The organism is Rahnella sp. PCH160, from assembly GCF_047784855.1.
GTDB lineage: Bacteria > Pseudomonadota > Gammaproteobacteria > Enterobacterales > Enterobacteriaceae > Rahnella.
The window spans coordinates 2934020-2950122 of sequence record NZ_JBLOGT010000001.1; the positions used below are offsets into that span (position 1 = coordinate 2934020).

The following is a 16103-nucleotide window of genomic DNA, read 5'->3' on the forward strand; positions in this document are numbered from 1 at the left end:
GACCCGGAAAAATAAATGAAACTGTATCTGATCAGACACGGACAAACTCAGGCTAACGTCGATGGCGTTTTTTGCGGCAGCAGCGATATCGCGCTGACGGCACAAGGCGAAACACAGGCGCAGCACGTCGCCTGCCAGCTGGCTGAAACGCCGCTCGATTGCGTGATTCACTCCGGTATGCGGCGCAGTCAGGCCACGGCAGAATTTATTGTTAATGGCCGTGGAATCTCCGTGGAAGCCCAGCCGCTTCTGAGAGAAATGGGATTCGGTGAATGGGAAATGCGCCATCATAAAGAGCTGGAAGCCTCGGAGGCGCAGGGCTATCAGCAATGGTGTCAGGACTGGCAGAAGGCCGCCGTGCCTCAGGGCGAATCGTTCACTGAATTCACCGGGCGGATCCGTCAGGCGTTGCAGCAAATTCATCTGCGTCCGCAGGAAAATCGCGTGGCCATTGTGGCGCATCAGGGTTCACTCAGCCTGTTGCTGGCGATGATGCTGAAACTCGCTCCCGCCGACATGTGGCGCTTTCCGTTTAAACAAGGCTGCCTGTGCGAAATCGATTTAAGTCCGGGTGCCTGTGTTATCCAGCGCTTTAACGACAGCGGCATTTAACTTTTTAATTACGATAAGGAACACCGATGGCTTCGCTGGCAAATATCATCCGTCAGATTGCACAACCCGATGCAGACGCCGCACGGTCTGCCGCACAACGTCTGGATAGCCTGGTTAAACCGTTGGGCAGTCTCGGGCGTCTGGAGCAACTGGCTATACAGCTGGCGTCGATTCGCGGCAAAGAACCGCTGAAGTTCCCCAGCAAAGAAATTCTGGTAATGGCCGCCGATCACGGTGTGTGGCAGGAAGGCGTGACGCCTTCGCCGCAAGTCGTGACCGCGATTCAGGCCGTCAATATTGTGCAGGGTAAAGCCGGTGTTTCTGTGCTGGCGCGTAACGCCGGTGCGCAGGTCACGCTGGTGGATTGCGGGATCCTCGGCCCGGATATTCCCGGCACGCTCAGCCACAAAGTCGCGCAGGGCACCGGCAATATTGCCACCGGCCCGGCGATGACCCGTGAACAGGCTGAATCGTTGCTGATCTGGAGCGCTGAGCGCGTCATTGCGAAGGCCGAAAGCGGGTTGTCTCTGCTGGCGGTCGGTGAGCTGGGCATGGCGAATACTACTCCTGCCGCCGCGATGGTCGCGGTGCTGACCGGCGCGGCACCTGCGCAAACGGTCGGGCTGGGGGCAAATCTTCCGCCGGATCGGCTGGCTCATAAAATCAGCGTGGTGGAAAAAGCCATAGAGGTGAATCAGCCGGACGCTGCGGATGCGCTGGATGTCATGGCGAAAGTCGGCGGGTTTGAGCTTGTCGGTATGGCGGGCGCAATGATCGGCGCGGCCGCAGCGGGGATCCCGGTGGTGCTGGATGGTTTCCTGTCTTACGCCTCGGCGCTGGCGGCCTGCCAGATTGCACCGGCGCTGAAATCGTATCTTATTCCGTCGCACCTTTCGGCAGAGCAGGGCGCGAAAATTGCCCTTGAGGCGCTGGGTCTGCAACCGTATTTTGACCTGAGTCTGCGTCTGGGCGAAGGCAGCGGTGCCGCGCTGGCATTACCGCTGATTGATGCCGCCTGCGCGATTCACAATGAAATGGCGACGCTGGCGGAGTGTCAGATAACGCTTTGAAACTTAGATTTAAAGCTTACGTTTAAAAGCAAAACAGGGTGTTACCAGTCGATGCCCTGCTGCGCCATAATGCCCGCATCAAAAGCATGTTTCACCGGACGCAGTTCGCTGACGGTATCCGCCAGCTCCAGCAGATCCCGATGGCAGCCGCGGCCGGTGATCACCACCGTCTGGTGCGCCGGACGCGCATTCAGAGCATCAATCACTTCTTGTAAATCCAGATAGCCGAAACTGACCATGTACGTCAGTTCATCGAGCACCACGAGATCTAAAGAGGTATCGGCCAGCATCCGTTTTCCGTGCTGCCAGACGGCCTGACAGGCGGTGGTATCCGTTTCTTTATTCTGCGTTTCCCAGGTAAAACCGGTCGCCATCACCTGAAATTCGACGCCGTGCGGTTCCAGCAGATTCTTCTCGCCGTTCGGCCATTCACCTTTAATAAACTGAATCACCGCCGCACGCATTCCGTGCCCGACCGCGCGGGTGACGGTCCCGAAAGCGGCCGTGGTTTTGCCTTTACCGTTGCCGGTAAACACAATCAAAATTCCGCGCTGTTCTTTTGCCGCGTCAATGCGTGCATCGACCTGTTCTTTCAGCTTTTGCTGGCGCTGTTTGTGGCGATCTTCAGTCATTTTTGGCTCCGTTATTCAGCTGGACCGGCTTTACGACCTGGCTGGGCATCAAAGCTGATGCCGGTTTTACGACGGCTGTCATCGCCCATCAGATAGAGATACAACGGCATAATGTCAGCCGGTGTCTTGAGCTTATCTTTGTTTTCATCGGGGAACGCCGACGCACGCATGCCGGTGCGGGTTCCGCCCGGATTGATGCAGTTCACGCGCAATCCGGTGTGTTTATGCTCTTCGGCCAGCACCTGCATCATGCCTTCGGTGGCGAATTTCGATACCGCGTAAGCGCCCCAGCCACTGCGGCCTTCGCGCCCGACGCTGGAGGTGGTGAACACCAGCGAGGCACTGGCGGATTTGAGCAGCAGCGGCAATAAGGCCTGCGTCAGCATAAACGTCGCGTTGACGTTCACCTGCATAACGTTCATCCAGTCTTGCAACTCAATGTCGGCCATCGGCGTAATTTCTGTCAGCAGCCCGGCGTTGTGCAATACGCCGTTGAGATGCGGCACCCATTCGGCAATCTGGCGGGCGACGTGCTGGCAATCCTGCTCGCTGGCGGTCAGTAAATCGAGCGCATAAATAAAGGCAGGGCGCAGATTTCTGGCGGCAATTTCCTGCTGAACGCTGGCCAGTTTGCTTTCGGTGCGGCCGAGTAAAATGACCTGTGCCCCAAAGCGGGCGTAGGTCAGCGCCGCTTCGCGGCCGATGCCGTCACCCGCGCCGGTGACGAGAATAATGCGGTTGTTGAGCAAGTCAGATTTCGGATGATAATGCATGGTCGGTCCTCATAATTCGGGCCAGGATGTGGCGGCAATGGCCGGCGTCACATCAGGCGCGATGAATATCAAAAATGCCGGAAACGGGAGAAATTGCGCTCGACCTGAGTCCGACATTTTGACGTGAATTCGGCGTTTTTCGGGAATGATCACCGGTTATATGCCTTAAATGGGCAGGAGTTTCAACGATTAACCCAAAAACGGACAGCTCTTTTGTAACAAAATTGGAACAATGGCGCACTCACTTTTAGTCTCTGGCATGATGTCATCTTCGAACAAGACGCCGCAGCGCCGATTGTCTAGAATGTTCAGCATCTTTCATAACGGTTTTATTACCACATCGAAAAGGCGGTTTTTTGTGGATTTACTTTCTCTTTATGGGCTGTTTTTAGCCAAAGTAGTGACCGTAGTGATCGCCATTGGTGCGCTGGTGGTATTGGTGGTCGGCCTTCGTCATCGCAAATCTCACGGAAAAGGTGAGTTGCAGCTGGTCGATTTAGGGGAGCAGTACCGCGAAATGCAGCGCGAAATGCGCAGCGCGCGTCTGAGTCCTGCGGAGCTGAAAATCCGCAGTAAAGAACTGAAGAAAAAGGATAAAGCGGACGCGAAACAGAAAAAGCAGCAGGCCAGATCGGGCGGCATTAAATCCAAACCTTGCCTGTATGTTCTCGATTTCAAAGGCAGTATGGATGCCCATGAAGTGACTTCACTGCGTGAAGAAATTTCTGCGGTGCTTGCGGTGGTGACACCGGAAGATGAAGTGCTGTTGCGTCTGGAAAGCCCGGGCGGTGTGGTTCACGGCTACGGTCTGGCCGCTTCGCAGCTGGTTCGCTTGCGCCAGAGTGGGATCCGTCTGACGGTGGCGGTAGATAAAGTCGCCGCCAGCGGGGGATATATGATGGCCTGCGTGGCCGACCGCATCGTCGCCGCGCCGTTTGCCATTATCGGTTCGATTGGCGTAGTTGCGCAGATCCCTAACTTCAACCGCTTATTGAAAAAGAACGATATTGATATTGAACTGCACACGGCGGGGGAATTCAAACGTACCCTGACGCTGCTCGGTGAAAACACTGAAGAAGGGCGTGAGAAATTCCGCGAGGATCTCAACGAAACGCACGTCCTGTTCAAGGAATTTGTGCATCAGAATCGTCCGTCGCTGGATATCGATAGCGTGGCAACCGGCGAACACTGGTTTGGGACGCAGGCGCGTGAAAATGGCCTGATTGACGCCATCGGCACCAGTGATGATTTGCTGATTGCGGAAATGAAAAATCATGAGGTGATTGCGGTTCGTTATGCCCGTCGTAAACGCATGATGGACCGGTTCACGGGCAGTGCAGCTGAAAGCGCAGACCGTCTGTTCCTGCGCTGGTTGCAGCGCAGTCAGAAGCCGCTTCTGTAAACGCCTCACCGTATAAAACGTGCAAAGAAAAAGGGACTTTGGTCCCTTTTTTGATCGCGTCGATTTACCGCTATAGTTAACCGGTTGCGCCTTCTTTTATTGCCGCGTTTTTATCTCAATCTTCGAGATGGTATTTTTCTGAAAAAAGATGGGCCAGGTGTTTAAACATATTAAATACCGCTGTGGTTTTTCGCGTCGGTAAACCGTTTTCATCCATGAAAAATTCACCGCGAAAAACCAGCACATTGCCTTTCTGTTCAACCCCGGTTGCGATCATTCCGCTAAGATACTCATCGTGCTCACGGATAACCTTATTCGCTTCTGCCAGTAAAGCTTCGCGACTCACTGCCGATGTATTTTCGTGCATGATATTTACTCCCCACTATAATTGCTGACGTTATTGTAATCCTGCCGCTGATAAAACCGCAAATCGGCTGTGGGTAATGGTTATAAAATGTGGTGATTATTTGAACGATTCGCCGTAAAGATTGAACGCATTGGCGAAAAGGGCGTTTCCGTGTTAATTAGTTTGCGTGTCGATTTTTATCAGGTAGAGTGTGGGATTTTGTGGCTTCAGGTGGAATGTTTTGTTTACGCTTGGTCATTATTTGACATAGGAAAGAGCACATTCTGCTGAACCCTGTCTGGTTAATCCCTCGCAGAATCAGTGTTTTGAACCTCGGGAAGTCAGTTCGCTCGTTCTTTTAAAGAAATGAGTTGACGTTCTGACTCACTGCCGCAATATAAAAAAAGACGTGATATTGTGCCGCGGCATAACTAGACAAAATCTTCTTCAGATGATGAAGAATCATTCAGGTAAAGGTAATTATGGGTAAAGCTCTCGTAATAGTTGAGTCCCCGGCAAAAGCCAAAACGATTAATAAATATTTAGGAAATGACTACGTGGTTAAGTCCAGCGTCGGTCATATCCGTGATTTACCGACCAGTGGATCCGCCGCTAAAAAGACCGCCAACTCAACCGAAGAAAAAACAAAGAAAAAAGTAAAAAAGGATGAGAAAACCGCGCTGGTTAATCGCATGGGCGTCGATCCGTATCATGGTTGGGAAGCACAATACGAAATACTTCCCGGTAAAGAAAAAGTCGTTGCTGAGTTAAAAGCGTTAGCGGAAAAAGCTGACCATATCTATCTCGCAACCGACCTTGACCGCGAAGGAGAGGCGATTGCCTGGCATTTGCGGGAAGTGATTGGTGGTGATGAAAAACGTTTCAGCCGCGTCGTATTTAACGAAATTACCAAGAACGCGATCCAGAATGCGTTTAAAGAACCGGGTGAGCTGAATATCGATCGTGTTAATGCTCAGCAGGCGCGTCGCTTTATGGACCGCGTGGTGGGTTACATGGTTTCCCCGCTGTTATGGAAGAAAATTGCCCGTGGTTTATCCGCAGGGCGTGTTCAGTCCGTAGCGGTGCGTCTGGTGGTCGAGCGCGAAAAAGAAATCAAAGCGTTCGTGCCGGAAGAATACTGGGAGTTGCACGCTGATTTGCTGGCGCAGAAAGAAACGGCCCTGCAAATGGAAGTGACGCATCACCTCGATAAGCCCTTCAAACCGGTGAATAAAGCGCAAACCCACGCTGCGGTTTCGCTGCTTGAAAAAGCGCGTTACCAGGTGGTTGATCGTGAAGATAAACCGACCAGCAGCAAACCGGGTGCACCTTTTATTACCTCCACGTTGCAGCAGGCGGCAAGTACCCGTCTGAGCTTTGGCGTGAAGAAAACCATGATGATGGCGCAGCGTCTCTATGAAGCCGGTCACATCACCTACATGCGTACTGACTCCACTAATCTGAGTCAGGATGCAGTAGAAATGGTTCGCGGCTACATCGGCACAAACTTTGGCGATAAATACCTGCCGAAAGCGCCGTTGCAGTACAGCAACAAAGAGAACTCTCAGGAAGCGCACGAAGCAATCCGTCCTTCTGACGTTGCCGTAGTGTCTGAGCAACTCAAAGATATGGAAGCGGATGCGCAGCGTCTGTACCAGCTGATCTGGCGTCAGTTTGTCGCTTGCCAGATGACACCGGCGCAATACGATTCTTCCACGCTGACGGTGAAAGCGGGCGATTATTCCCTGCGTGCCAAAGGCCGTACTTTGCGTTTCGACGGTTGGACGAAAGTCATGCCTGCGCTGCGTAAGGGCGACGAAGACCGTATTTTGCCTGCCATCGAAGTGGGTACCGAGCTCCAGTTGCAACAACTGCTGCCTACTCAGCACTTCACCAAACCGCCTGCGCGTTTCAGCGAAGCGTCACTGGTGAAAGAGCTGGAAAAACGCGGTATCGGACGTCCGTCCACGTATGCGTCGATCATTTCGACCATTCAGGATCGAGGTTATGTGCACGTTGAAAACCGCCGTTTCTATGCGGAAAAAATGGGTGAAATCGTCACAGACCGTCTGGAACAAAACTTCCGCGAACTGATGAATTACGACTTCACTGCGCGTATGGAAGACGGCCTGGATCAGGTGGCAAATAACAAAGCCGAGTGGAAAGCCGTGCTGGATGAATTCTTCACAGAATTCAGCAAGCAGCTGGAAACCGCCGAGAAAGACCCTGAAGAAGGCGGCATGCGCCCGAATCAGATGGTGCTGACCAGCATCGAATGCCCGACGTGCAGCCGCCCGATGGGTATCCGTACCGCCAGCACCGGTGTGTTCCTCGGATGTTCCGGTTATGCGTTGCCGCCGAAAGAGCGCTGCAAAACCACCATCAACCTGATTGCAGATGCTGAAGTTCTGAACATCCTTGAAGGTGATGAGGCGGAAGCCAACGCCCTGCGCGCCAAGCGTCGTTGCGGCAAATGCGGCACGGCGATGGACAGCTATCTCATCGACAACCAGCGCAAATTGCATGTCTGTGGTAATAACCCGGAATGTGATGGCTACGAAATCGAAGAAGGCGAATTCCGTATCAAGGGTTATGACGGCCCGATCGTTGAGTGTGAAAAATGTGGTTCTGAAATGCACCTGAAAATGGGACGTTTCGGTAAGTACATGGGCTGTACCAACGACGAGTGTAAAAATACCCGTAAGATCCTGCGTAACGGTGACGTTGCGCCGCCGAAAGAAGATCCGGTTCCGCTGCCGGAGCTGCAGTGTGAAAAGTCTGACGCCTATTTCGTATTACGCGATGGCGCGGCAGGTGTTTTCCTGGCAGCCAATACTTTCCCTAAATCGCGCGAAACCCGTGCGCCGCTGGTGGAAGAACTGAAGCGCTTCAAAGATCGTCTGCCGGAAAAACTGAGCTATCTGGCCGATGCGCCAGTCGCTGACCCGGAAGGCAATAAATCGATGGTGCGTTTCAGCCGTAAAACGAAGCAGCAGTATGTGTCTTCAGAAAAAGACGGCAAAGCCACCGGCTGGACGGCGTTCTTTGTCGATGGCAAATGGGTTGAAGGCAAAAAGTAGTTTTATTTAGCCGAAGCCAGAAACCTGTTGTTATTCGATTGTAAAAAACCAGCCCTTCGGGCTGGTTTTTTTATTGCATTAAGAACTATCATCGACTTGTTCCCCGCGAATATCTTCTCAGGGTATTGCTGCCTGCTGTAATCCTTATGTTATCTGGCTATACAATGTGTCAATTATTGATATAATTGTTATATGAAATTTATTTTTATTCACATTTGTAATAAGCTAGTGCATCAGCGACATAGTGCAATGTATTCACAGACTTCGGGCATTCAATAAAAATCATTTCCAGTCTGTTCAGCCAGCCGGCGAACAGGGAGGGTGACAGGGTATGAAACCAGGGTGGTATGAGATATGAAATTGCAGCAACTGCGCTACATCGTAGAGGTTGTTAATCACAATCTGAACGTCAGTTCGACGGCAGAAGGCCTGTACACGTCGCAGCCAGGGATCAGTAAGCAGGTGCGTATGCTGGAAGATGAGCTGGGGATACAGATTTTCTCCCGCAGCGGTAAACATCTGACGCAGGTGACGCCCGCCGGGCAGGAAATTATCCGCATTGCGCGTGAAGTGCTGTCAAAAGTTGATGCGATTAAAGCGGTAGCGGGCGAACATACTTATCCTGATAAAGGCTCGCTGTACGTCGCCACCACACACACTCAGGCACGTTACGCGCTGCCGAACGTCATCAAAGGCTTCATCGAACGTTACCCGCGTGTTTCGCTGCATATGCATCAGGGCTCGCCAACGCAAATCGCCGAAGCCGTCTCCAAAGGCAATGCGGATTTCGCGATAGCCACTGAAGCGCTGCATCTTTATGACGACCTGATTATGCTGCCGTGCTACCACTGGAACCGTGCGGTTGTGGTGCAGCCGGATCATCCGCTGGCAGGCAAAGACAAAGTCACCATTGAAGAGCTAGCGGCGTATCCGATTGTTACGTACACCTTCGGGTTTACCGGTCGTTCTGAGCTGGATACCGCGTTTAACCGCGCCGGGCTGACGCCACGCATCGTCTTTACCGCGACCGATGCCGACGTCATCAAAACCTACGTCCGCCTCGGATTAGGTGTCGGCGTTATTGCCAGCATGGCGGTGGATCCGATTCAGGATCCGGATCTGGTGACGGTCGATGCGCGTGATATCTTCACCTACAGCACCACCAAAATCGGTTTCCGCCGCAGCACTTTCCTGCGCAGCTACATGTACGATTTCATCCAGCGTTTTGCGCCGCACCTGACGCGCGACGTGGTGGATACCGCCATTGCCCTGCGCTCGAACGAAGACATCGAAGAGATGTTTAAAGACATCAAGCTACCGACAAAATAATCCTCAGCATTTTCTCTGTGGATTAATCCTCCCGCCGTCTCTCATGACTCGGCGGGATTTTTTTTGCCTGATGAACACTTCGTGTTGTTATAAAAATGTTAACTGTATTTTGTGTTATGTTTAAGTATTCACTTATAAGCGTGCGGGTTATTCCCTGATAGCCTCGCAGGCGCGAGAAATGAGCAGTAAAAGGAGAAGCTATGTCGTCCGATATTCGTGAGAAAAGTCTGGATAAACTGGCAGTCCAGAACAAGGAGTTTCATTACTACAGCCTGCCGCTCGCAGCTCAAACGCTGGGTGACATCCAGCGCCTGCCAAAATCCCTCAAAGTTTTACTCGAAAATTTACTGCGCCATGTTGATGGTGACACTGTAACGGAAAGCGATTTGCACGAACTGGTTGGCTGGCAAAAAACCGGCCACGCCGATCGTGAAATTGCCTATCGGCCAGCGCGCGTCCTGATGCAGGATTTTACCGGTGTGCCGGCGGTGGTGGATTTAGCCGCTATGCGGCAGGCGGTAAAACGTCTCGGGGGGAATGTCGATCAGGTGAACCCGCTGTCGCCTGTCGATCTGGTTATTGACCACTCCGTCACGGTAGATGAGTTTGGGGATAACGAAGCGTTTGATGAAAACGTCCGGCTGGAAATGGAACGCAACAACGAGCGCTATCAGTTTCTCCGCTGGGGTCAGAAAGCCTTCAACCGTTTCCGCGTCGTGCCGCCGGGCACCGGGATTTGCCATCAGGTCAACCTGGAATATCTCGGGCAGACCGTCTGGTACGAAGAACAGAACGGCAAAACGGTCGCCTACCCGGACACGCTGGTCGGCACCGATTCACACACTACCATGATCAATGGTCTGGGCATTCTGGGCTGGGGGTGTGGCGGGATTGAAGCGGAAGCAGCGATGTTGGGCCAGCCGGTTTCCATGCTGATCCCTGATGTTGTTGGCTTCAAACTGACCGGCAAACTCCGTGAAGGCATCACCGCAACCGATCTGGTCTTAACCGTCACGCAGATGTTGCGTAAGCACGGCGTGGTCGGCAAATTCGTTGAATTCTATGGCGACGGCCTGGCGGATTTACCGCTGGCAGACCGCGCTACGATCGCCAATATGTCGCCGGAATTCGGGGCAACCTGCGGGTTCTTCCCGGTGGACGACGTCACGCTGGGTTATATGAAACTGAGCGGGCGCAGCGATGAGCAAATCGAACTGGTCAAAGCCTATTCGCAGGTGCAGGGATTATGGCGCAACGCGGGCGATGAGCCGGTATTCACCAGTACGTTATCGCTGGATATGGGCAGTGTGGAGCCGAGTCTGGCCGGGCCGAAACGCCCACAGGACAGGGTCGCGCTGCCGGATGTCCCAAAAGCCTTCAAAGCGGCCACAGAACTGGAACTGGGCAACAGCAAGCCGGGGCGCAGTGACAAAGAAAGCTTCACGCTGGAAGGCCAGCATTATTCGCTTACCACCGGCGCGGTGGTGATTGCGGCTATCACGTCTTGTACCAACACTTCAAACCCCAGCGTGCTGATGGCGGCGGGTTTGCTGGCGAAAAATGCCGCTGAAAAAGGGCTGACCCGCAAGCCGTGGGTGAAAACCTCACTGGCACCGGGTTCTAAAGTGGTGACCGATTATCTGAATGCCGCCGGTCTGATGCCGTACCTTGAAAAACTCGGCTTCAATCTGGTGGGTTACGGCTGTACGACTTGTATTGGTAACTCCGGGCCGCTGCCGGAACCGATTGAATCTGCGATTAAATCCGGAGATTTAACTGTCGGCGCGGTGCTTTCCGGGAACCGAAACTTCGAAGGCCGCATTCATCCGTTGATCAAAACCAACTGGCTGGCCTCACCGCCGCTGGTGGTGGCGTATGCGCTGGCCGGGAACATGAACGTCAATCTTACCCGGGATCCACTGGGTGAAGATGCTGACGGTAAACCGGTTTATCTGAAAGATATCTGGCCGTCGGCGGCAGAAATTGCCAACGCGGTCGGGCAGGTGACCACGGCCATGTTCCATAAAGAATATGCTGAAGTCTTCAACGGTGACGCCAGCTGGCAGGCGATTCAGGTCGAAGGCACCCCGACGTATACCTGGCAGGAGGATTCGACCTACATCCGCCATCCGCCGTTCTTCAGTGACATGAAGGCAGAGCCGGACGCGCTGGAAGACATCAACGACGCCCGGATTCTGGCGATTCTGGCCGATTCCGTCACCACCGACCACATCTCGCCTGCCGGGAATATCAAAGCCGAAAGCCCGGCGGGGTTATATCTGAAACAGCACGGCGTGGAACCGAAAGCCTTTAACTCTTACGGTTCGCGGCGCGGGAACCATGAAGTAATGATGCGCGGGACGTTCGCCAATATCCGTATCAAAAACGAAATGGTGCCGGGCGTGGAGGGGGGATTTACCCGCCATATTCCGTCGCAGGATCAGCTGGCGATTTACGATGCCGCGATGCGCTATCAGCATGAAAGCGTACCGACGGCGGTGATTGCCGGTAAAGAGTACGGTTCCGGGTCGAGCCGTGACTGGGCGGCGAAAGGGCCACGTTTGCTGGGCGTTCGCGTGGTTATTGCGGAATCTTTCGAGCGTATCCACCGTTCTAACCTGATCGGCATGGGGATTTTACCGCTGGAATTCCCACAGGGCGTGACGCGCAAAACGCTGAAACTGACTGGCGATGAGCAGATCAGCGTCCGGGGATTACAAACCCTGACGCCGGGGCAGGACGTCGCGGTACATATCACCTTTGCCGACGGACATACTGAAACGGTGAATGCGCGCTGCCGTATTGATACGGGCAACGAGCTGACGTATTTCCAGAACGGCGGCATTCTGCATTACGTGATCCGCAAAATGCTTTAATGGATCCGCGAAATGCTCTGAATCCATTTCCCGCCAAAAATCCATGAAAAAGGGCACCGTTAAGGTGCCCTTAATATTTCTGTCATATCCTGAAAAAATTACTTATCGAGAAGATGGCCCATTTTGGCCGCTTTGGTCGACAGGTAACGTTCATTTTCCGGGTTACGGCCCACGATCAGCGGCACGCGCTCGGTGATATTAATGCCGGCTTCAGTCAGGATTTCGACCTTTTTCGGGTTGTTGGTCAGCAGGCGGACAGAATCAACGCCCAGTAACTTGAACATATCCGCGCACAGGGTGAAGTCGCGTTCATCCGCCGCAAAACCAAGCTGATGGTTGGCTTCGACGGTGTCATAGCCTTTGTCCTGCAAAGCGTAAGCGCGGATTTTGTTGAGCAAACCGATGTTACGGCCTTCCTGACGGTGATACATCAGGATGCCACGGCCTTCTTCGGCGATGTGATTGAGTGCAGCTTCAAGCTGAAAACCGCAGTCACAGCGCAGGCTGAATAAGGCATCGCCGGTCAGACATTCCGAGTGAACACGCGCGAGAACCGGTGTTTCACCGCTGATGTCGCCAAAAACTAACGCCAGGTGGTCGTGCCCGGTGGCCAATTCTTCAAAACCCACCATCAGGAAATCGCCCCAAGGTGTTGGCAGATTGGCTTCTGCCACCCGTTTCAGCTGCATTTTACGCTCCAAAAAAACCACAAAGTGTCTTCATTTACAGTGAGTATTTTAGTTGTTGATGCGCATCCTACGTTCAGATGCGGTCTCCGGATAGGGAATCGGTGCCTTTCCATCACGACAGGGCACTATTTTGCCACAGTTTGGTTTACTTATTAGCGCGAATATTTGAACGATTAGTTCATAACTTATGAATTATAACCGCTTCCTCAACAATTCCCGCGTAAGGAATGTGAAGCGGTAACAACGTTGCTACACTCCACCACTTTTATAAATGACGGAAGGGACGACTATGTTGGATATCGCCAGACGCACCGCATTCGGGGCTGTTCTTTTGTTACTGATGCCCGCAGCGGTTTGGCTCAGTGGCTGGTTGTGGACGCCGGGGGAAAACTCAGCGGTATTACGGGCATTATTTTGGGTGACCGAAACAGTCAGCAAACCCTGGGGGATCCTGACGACCATGCTGCTTTGCGCCTGGTTTTTGTGGTGTCTGCGTTTTCGTCTCAAACCCGCTATCGGGCTGCTGCTGATCCTCTCAGTCACCCTTCTGGCCGGGCAGTTTGTGAAAGATTATATCAAGGGTGAAGTCCGTGAACCCCGTCCTTACGTCGCTTGGCTGGGTACATCGCATGAGATGGATGTCAGTGCGTTTTACGCGCAGAAAAGCAAACTGCGCGCAGAACAGGTGAAAACGCTGTTGGGCGATAACGTGCAGATTCCGCACTGGCTGAACAAGAGCTGGCAAAACGACACTGGCTACGCGTTTCCTTCCGGTCATACTATGTTTGCCGCATCCTGGGCATTGTTAGGCATCGGGTTGCTGTGGCGGCGTAAACACTACAAAACCGTCACGTTCCTGATGGTATGGGCGGTCACGGTGATGGGCAGCCGCCTGATGCTGGGCATGCACTGGCCGCGTGACCTGATGGCGTCGGTGGGGATTAGCTGGATCCTGGTGACGCTGGCCTGCTGGCTGACCGAACGCTACATCGGCCCCCTGACGCCACCGCCGGCGGAGAATCAGGAAATCGCCCAGCGCGAGTGAAGATAAACACCGCTAATTTCAAAGGGGTTTGACAAAACCCCTTTAATTCATCGCTTTCCGCCCCCATATCTTTTCCATATCATAAATTGCAGCGATATTTGCGACACGCCGCAAAAGTTGCACGAAGTTCCAACAACCTGCATGTAAAGCCTCCGCAATGTTTCCCTGCTTTGTTTGGAAATGCTAACTTATTAGGTCGGGACGAGAGTTTTTGGCATAATTCATCCGGTACATCCGGCATTACAGGAATGAATGTGAAATATCTGCTGATTTTTTTATTTTTGCTGGTCATCGTGGTGATTTCTATCACTCTGGGTGCCCATAACGATCAGACTGTGACCTTCAATTATTTGCTGGCGCAGGGTGATTATCGCGTTTCCACACTGCTTGCCGTGCTCTTTGCCACCGGTTTTATTCTGGGCTGGGTCATCTGCGGTTTGTTCTACCTGCGTGTTCGTTTGTCCCTCGGACGTGCTCAGCGGAAAATCAAACGCCTTGAACAACAAATTGAACCCGCGGCTGCCGTTACGCCGCCAGCAACATCTTATGATGTCAGCAAGGAATAACCCTCTATGTTAGAACTGCTGTTTCTGTTGTTGCCCGTTGCGGCCGCCTATGGCTGGTACATGGGGCGCAGAAGTTCTCAGCAGGACAAACAGGAAAATGCTAACCGCCTGTCGCGTGAATACGTCGCAGGGGTTAACTTCCTGCTTTCCAACCAGCAGGATAAAGCGGTCGACCTGTTCCTTGAGATGTTGAAAGAGGACAGCAGTACGGTCGAAGCGCACCTGACTCTGGGGAACCTGTTCCGCTCCCGTGGCGAAGTCGATCGCGCCATCCGTATCCACCAGTCGCTGATGGAAAGTGCGTCGCTGACCTTTGAGCAGCGTTTGCTGGCCGTGCAGCAACTGGGGCGCGATTACATGGCCGCCGGTTTCTATGACCGCGCGGAAGACATGTTTAATCAGCTGGTGAAAGAGCAGGACTACCAGTTGTTTGCGCTGGAACAGTTGCTCATCATCCATCAGGCGACCAGCGACTGGCAGAATGCCATCGATGTGGCCGAGCGTCTGGTCAAACTGGGCAAAGAGAACCGCCGCAAGGAAATCGCGCATTTCTGGTGTGAACTGGCATTGCAGGCGATGGTGGCTGACGATTTTGATAAAGCGACCGGTTTACTGAAAAAAGCCGCAGCCGCAGATAAACTCTGCGCCCGTGTATCTGTCATGCAGGGGCGTATTTTCCTGGCGCAGGGCGAATATCGTAAAGCGGTTGATGTACTGCAACGTGTCCTTGAACAGGATAAAGAACTGGTCAGTGAAGCACTGCCTATGATGCAGGAATGCTATCAGAACCTGAAAGATACGCTGGGCTGGGCAGAATTTCTCAAGCGCTGTGTCGACGAAAACACCGGTGCAACAGCTGAACTGATGCTGGCGGAAATCATCCAGCAGGAAGAAGGGCGTGAAACAGCGCAGAACTACATTAACCGCCAGTTGCAACGCCATCCGACCATGCGCGTGTTCCATCACCTGATGGATTACCATCTGGCCGATGCGGAAGAAGGCAGGGCGAAAGAGAGTCTGGTCTTACTGCGGGACATGGTGGGCGAACAGATCCGTACCAAGCCGCGTTACCGTTGTCACAAATGCGGGTTTACCGCGCATTCACTCTACTGGCATTGCCCGTCATGCCGGGGCTGGGCGACGATCAAACCGATACGCGGTCTCGACGGTCAGTAATTTTTTCCTTCATATTTCGGGTTGCAGAGGCGTAGGCTGCTTTCTGTCACCCGAATCACTTACTCAAGTAAGTTCATCGGGTTTCTTCAACTGCCACTTTCCTGCAACACGAATCATTTAGGAAAAATAGGCGATTCCAGAGGTTTTAATTACTTCTTCTTACCTGTGGCTTTACGGGTGTTAAGCAATGTCCGCAGTTTCTTGATTTCTTTGGCGGTCAGAGCAGGTTCGGAATCTTCTTCCAGATGCTGATTATCAATCTCATGTTCAGTGGCTTTTGCCGCCTTTTTCCCCTTTGGTGCCTCTGGATTAAAGCTCTCTTCCAGACGTGCAGCCACTTCCGCACTTAAAGAATGCTCAGCCTCAGCGGCGGCGTTCTTGATCAGTTCTTTCAATTCAACCGGAATTTTGACGGTCAGGGTTGTTATCTCACTCATTTTTCAGCCTTTCCTTAGAGTAAAGTTACAAACTATGCCAGCGTTGTGTCGGCGTCTAGTGCATCACAAA

Annotated in this window: 14 protein-coding genes; 9 read left to right on the plus strand and 5 right to left on the minus strand. The window is 52.9% G+C overall.

What is annotated here, in order from left to right:
* Positions 1–15: 15 nt before the first annotated feature.
* Positions 16–612 carry an alpha-ribazole phosphatase gene (gene cobC, locus ACM5QY_RS13590; protein ID WP_416121285.1) on the plus strand — a complete coding sequence of 199 codons (597 nt, stop codon included), beginning with the start codon at positions 16–18 and terminating at the stop codon, positions 610–612.
* Positions 613–638: 26 nt separating this feature from the next.
* The gene (gene cobT, locus ACM5QY_RS13595; protein WP_416121287.1) at positions 639–1682 is read left to right on the plus strand and encodes a nicotinate-nucleotide--dimethylbenzimidazole phosphoribosyltransferase; all 1044 of its coding nucleotides are present in this window, start codon (positions 639–641) and stop codon (positions 1680–1682) included.
* 41 nt (positions 1683–1723) lie between these two features.
* Here cobT and cobO read toward each other — a convergent pair whose 3' ends face one another.
* Positions 1724–2314 carry a cob(I)yrinic acid a,c-diamide adenosyltransferase gene (gene cobO / locus ACM5QY_RS13600; protein ID WP_416121289.1) on the minus strand — a complete coding sequence of 197 codons (591 nt, stop codon included), beginning with the start codon at positions 2312–2314 and terminating at the stop codon, positions 1724–1726.
* An 11-nt stretch (positions 2315–2325) separates the two neighbouring features.
* Positions 2326–3087: a YciK family oxidoreductase gene (locus tag ACM5QY_RS13605; protein WP_416121291.1), complete on the minus strand. Its 762-nt coding sequence runs from the start codon at positions 3085–3087 to the stop codon at positions 2326–2328.
* Between the two features lie 358 nt (positions 3088–3445).
* Between ACM5QY_RS13605 and sohB the strand changes: the two genes are divergently transcribed.
* The gene (gene sohB / locus ACM5QY_RS13610) at positions 3446–4489 is read left to right on the plus strand and encodes a protease SohB (protein ID WP_416121293.1); all 1044 of its coding nucleotides are present in this window, start codon (positions 3446–3448) and stop codon (positions 4487–4489) included.
* A gap of 115 nt (positions 4490–4604) precedes the next feature.
* Here sohB and ACM5QY_RS13615 read toward each other — a convergent pair whose 3' ends face one another.
* The gene (locus tag ACM5QY_RS13615) at positions 4605–4856 is read right to left on the minus strand and encodes a YciN family protein (protein ID WP_416121295.1); all 252 of its coding nucleotides are present in this window, start codon (positions 4854–4856) and stop codon (positions 4605–4607) included.
* A 461-nt stretch (positions 4857–5317) separates the two neighbouring features.
* Here ACM5QY_RS13615 and topA point away from each other — a divergent pair, with 461 nt between their 5' ends.
* The 3 genes from topA to acnA all read left to right on the plus strand — a co-directional run bounded on the left by topA (position 5318) and on the right by acnA (position 12120).
* Positions 5318–7915 (plus strand): type I DNA topoisomerase, encoded by a 2598-nt coding sequence (topA, locus tag ACM5QY_RS13620; RefSeq protein WP_416121297.1) that lies wholly within the window; start codon positions 5318–5320, stop codon positions 7913–7915.
* 354 nt (positions 7916–8269) lie between these two features.
* Positions 8270–9244, plus strand: coding sequence for an HTH-type transcriptional regulator CysB (gene cysB / locus ACM5QY_RS13625; RefSeq protein WP_416121299.1), 975 nt, complete (start codon positions 8270–8272; stop codon positions 9242–9244).
* Between the two features lie 200 nt (positions 9245–9444).
* Positions 9445–12120, plus strand: coding sequence for an aconitate hydratase AcnA (acnA, locus tag ACM5QY_RS13630; RefSeq protein WP_416121301.1), 2676 nt, complete (start codon positions 9445–9447; stop codon positions 12118–12120).
* A 98-nt stretch (positions 12121–12218) separates the two neighbouring features.
* Here the strand turns inward: acnA and ribA are convergent, their stop codons facing one another.
* Positions 12219–12809 (minus strand): GTP cyclohydrolase II, encoded by a 591-nt coding sequence (gene ribA / locus ACM5QY_RS13635; RefSeq protein ID WP_101076876.1) that lies wholly within the window; start codon positions 12807–12809, stop codon positions 12219–12221.
* Between the two features lie 289 nt (positions 12810–13098).
* Between ribA and pgpB the strand changes: the two genes are divergently transcribed.
* The 3 genes from pgpB to lapB all read left to right on the plus strand — a co-directional run bounded on the left by pgpB (position 13099) and on the right by lapB (position 15596).
* The gene (pgpB, locus tag ACM5QY_RS13640) at positions 13099–13854 is read left to right on the plus strand and encodes a phosphatidylglycerophosphatase B (protein ID WP_416121303.1); all 756 of its coding nucleotides are present in this window, start codon (positions 13099–13101) and stop codon (positions 13852–13854) included.
* Between the two features lie 254 nt (positions 13855–14108).
* Positions 14109–14420, plus strand: a complete 312-nt coding sequence (locus tag ACM5QY_RS13645) for a LapA family protein (RefSeq protein WP_416121305.1) — start codon at positions 14109–14111, stop codon at positions 14418–14420.
* 6 nt (positions 14421–14426) lie between these two features.
* Entirely contained in the window at positions 14427–15596 is a 1170-nt protein-coding gene (lapB, locus tag ACM5QY_RS13650; protein ID WP_416121307.1) for a lipopolysaccharide assembly protein LapB, read from the plus strand.
* Between the two features lie 149 nt (positions 15597–15745).
* Here lapB and ACM5QY_RS13655 read toward each other — a convergent pair whose 3' ends face one another.
* A complete protein-coding gene (locus ACM5QY_RS13655; RefSeq protein WP_416121309.1) occupies positions 15746–16033 on the minus strand; it encodes an Arc family DNA-binding protein in 288 nt (95 codons plus the stop codon).
* Positions 16034–16103 lie beyond the last annotated feature (70 nt).

Bases quoted from the DNA above. Each gene is read 5' to 3' on its own strand.
- cobC (WP_416121285.1), top strand. From the start codon at position 16: ATGAAACTGTATCTGATCAGACACGGACAAACTCAGGCTAACGTCGAT.
- cobT (WP_416121287.1), top strand. From the start codon at position 639: ATGGCTTCGCTGGCAAATATCATCCGTCAGATTGCACAACCCGATGCA.
- cobO (WP_416121289.1), bottom strand. From the start codon at position 2,314: ATGACTGAAGATCGCCACAAACAGCGCCAGCAAAAGCTGAAAGAACAG.
- ACM5QY_RS13605 (WP_416121291.1), bottom strand. From the start codon at position 3,087: ATGCATTATCATCCGAAATCTGACTTGCTCAACAACCGCATTATTCTC.
- ACM5QY_RS13615 (WP_416121295.1), bottom strand. From the start codon at position 4,856: ATGCACGAAAATACATCGGCAGTGAGTCGCGAAGCTTTACTGGCAGAA.
- topA (WP_416121297.1), top strand. From the start codon at position 5,318: ATGGGTAAAGCTCTCGTAATAGTTGAGTCCCCGGCAAAAGCCAAAACG.
- cysB (WP_416121299.1), top strand. From the start codon at position 8,270: ATGAAATTGCAGCAACTGCGCTACATCGTAGAGGTTGTTAATCACAAT.
- acnA (WP_416121301.1), top strand. From the start codon at position 9,445: ATGTCGTCCGATATTCGTGAGAAAAGTCTGGATAAACTGGCAGTCCAG.
- ribA (WP_101076876.1), bottom strand. From the start codon at position 12,809: ATGCAGCTGAAACGGGTGGCAGAAGCCAATCTGCCAACACCTTGGGGC.
- pgpB (WP_416121303.1), top strand. From the start codon at position 13,099: ATGTTGGATATCGCCAGACGCACCGCATTCGGGGCTGTTCTTTTGTTA.
- lapB (WP_416121307.1), top strand. From the start codon at position 14,427: ATGTTAGAACTGCTGTTTCTGTTGTTGCCCGTTGCGGCCGCCTATGGC.
- ACM5QY_RS13655 (WP_416121309.1), bottom strand. From the start codon at position 16,033: ATGAGTGAGATAACAACCCTGACCGTCAAAATTCCGGTTGAATTGAAA.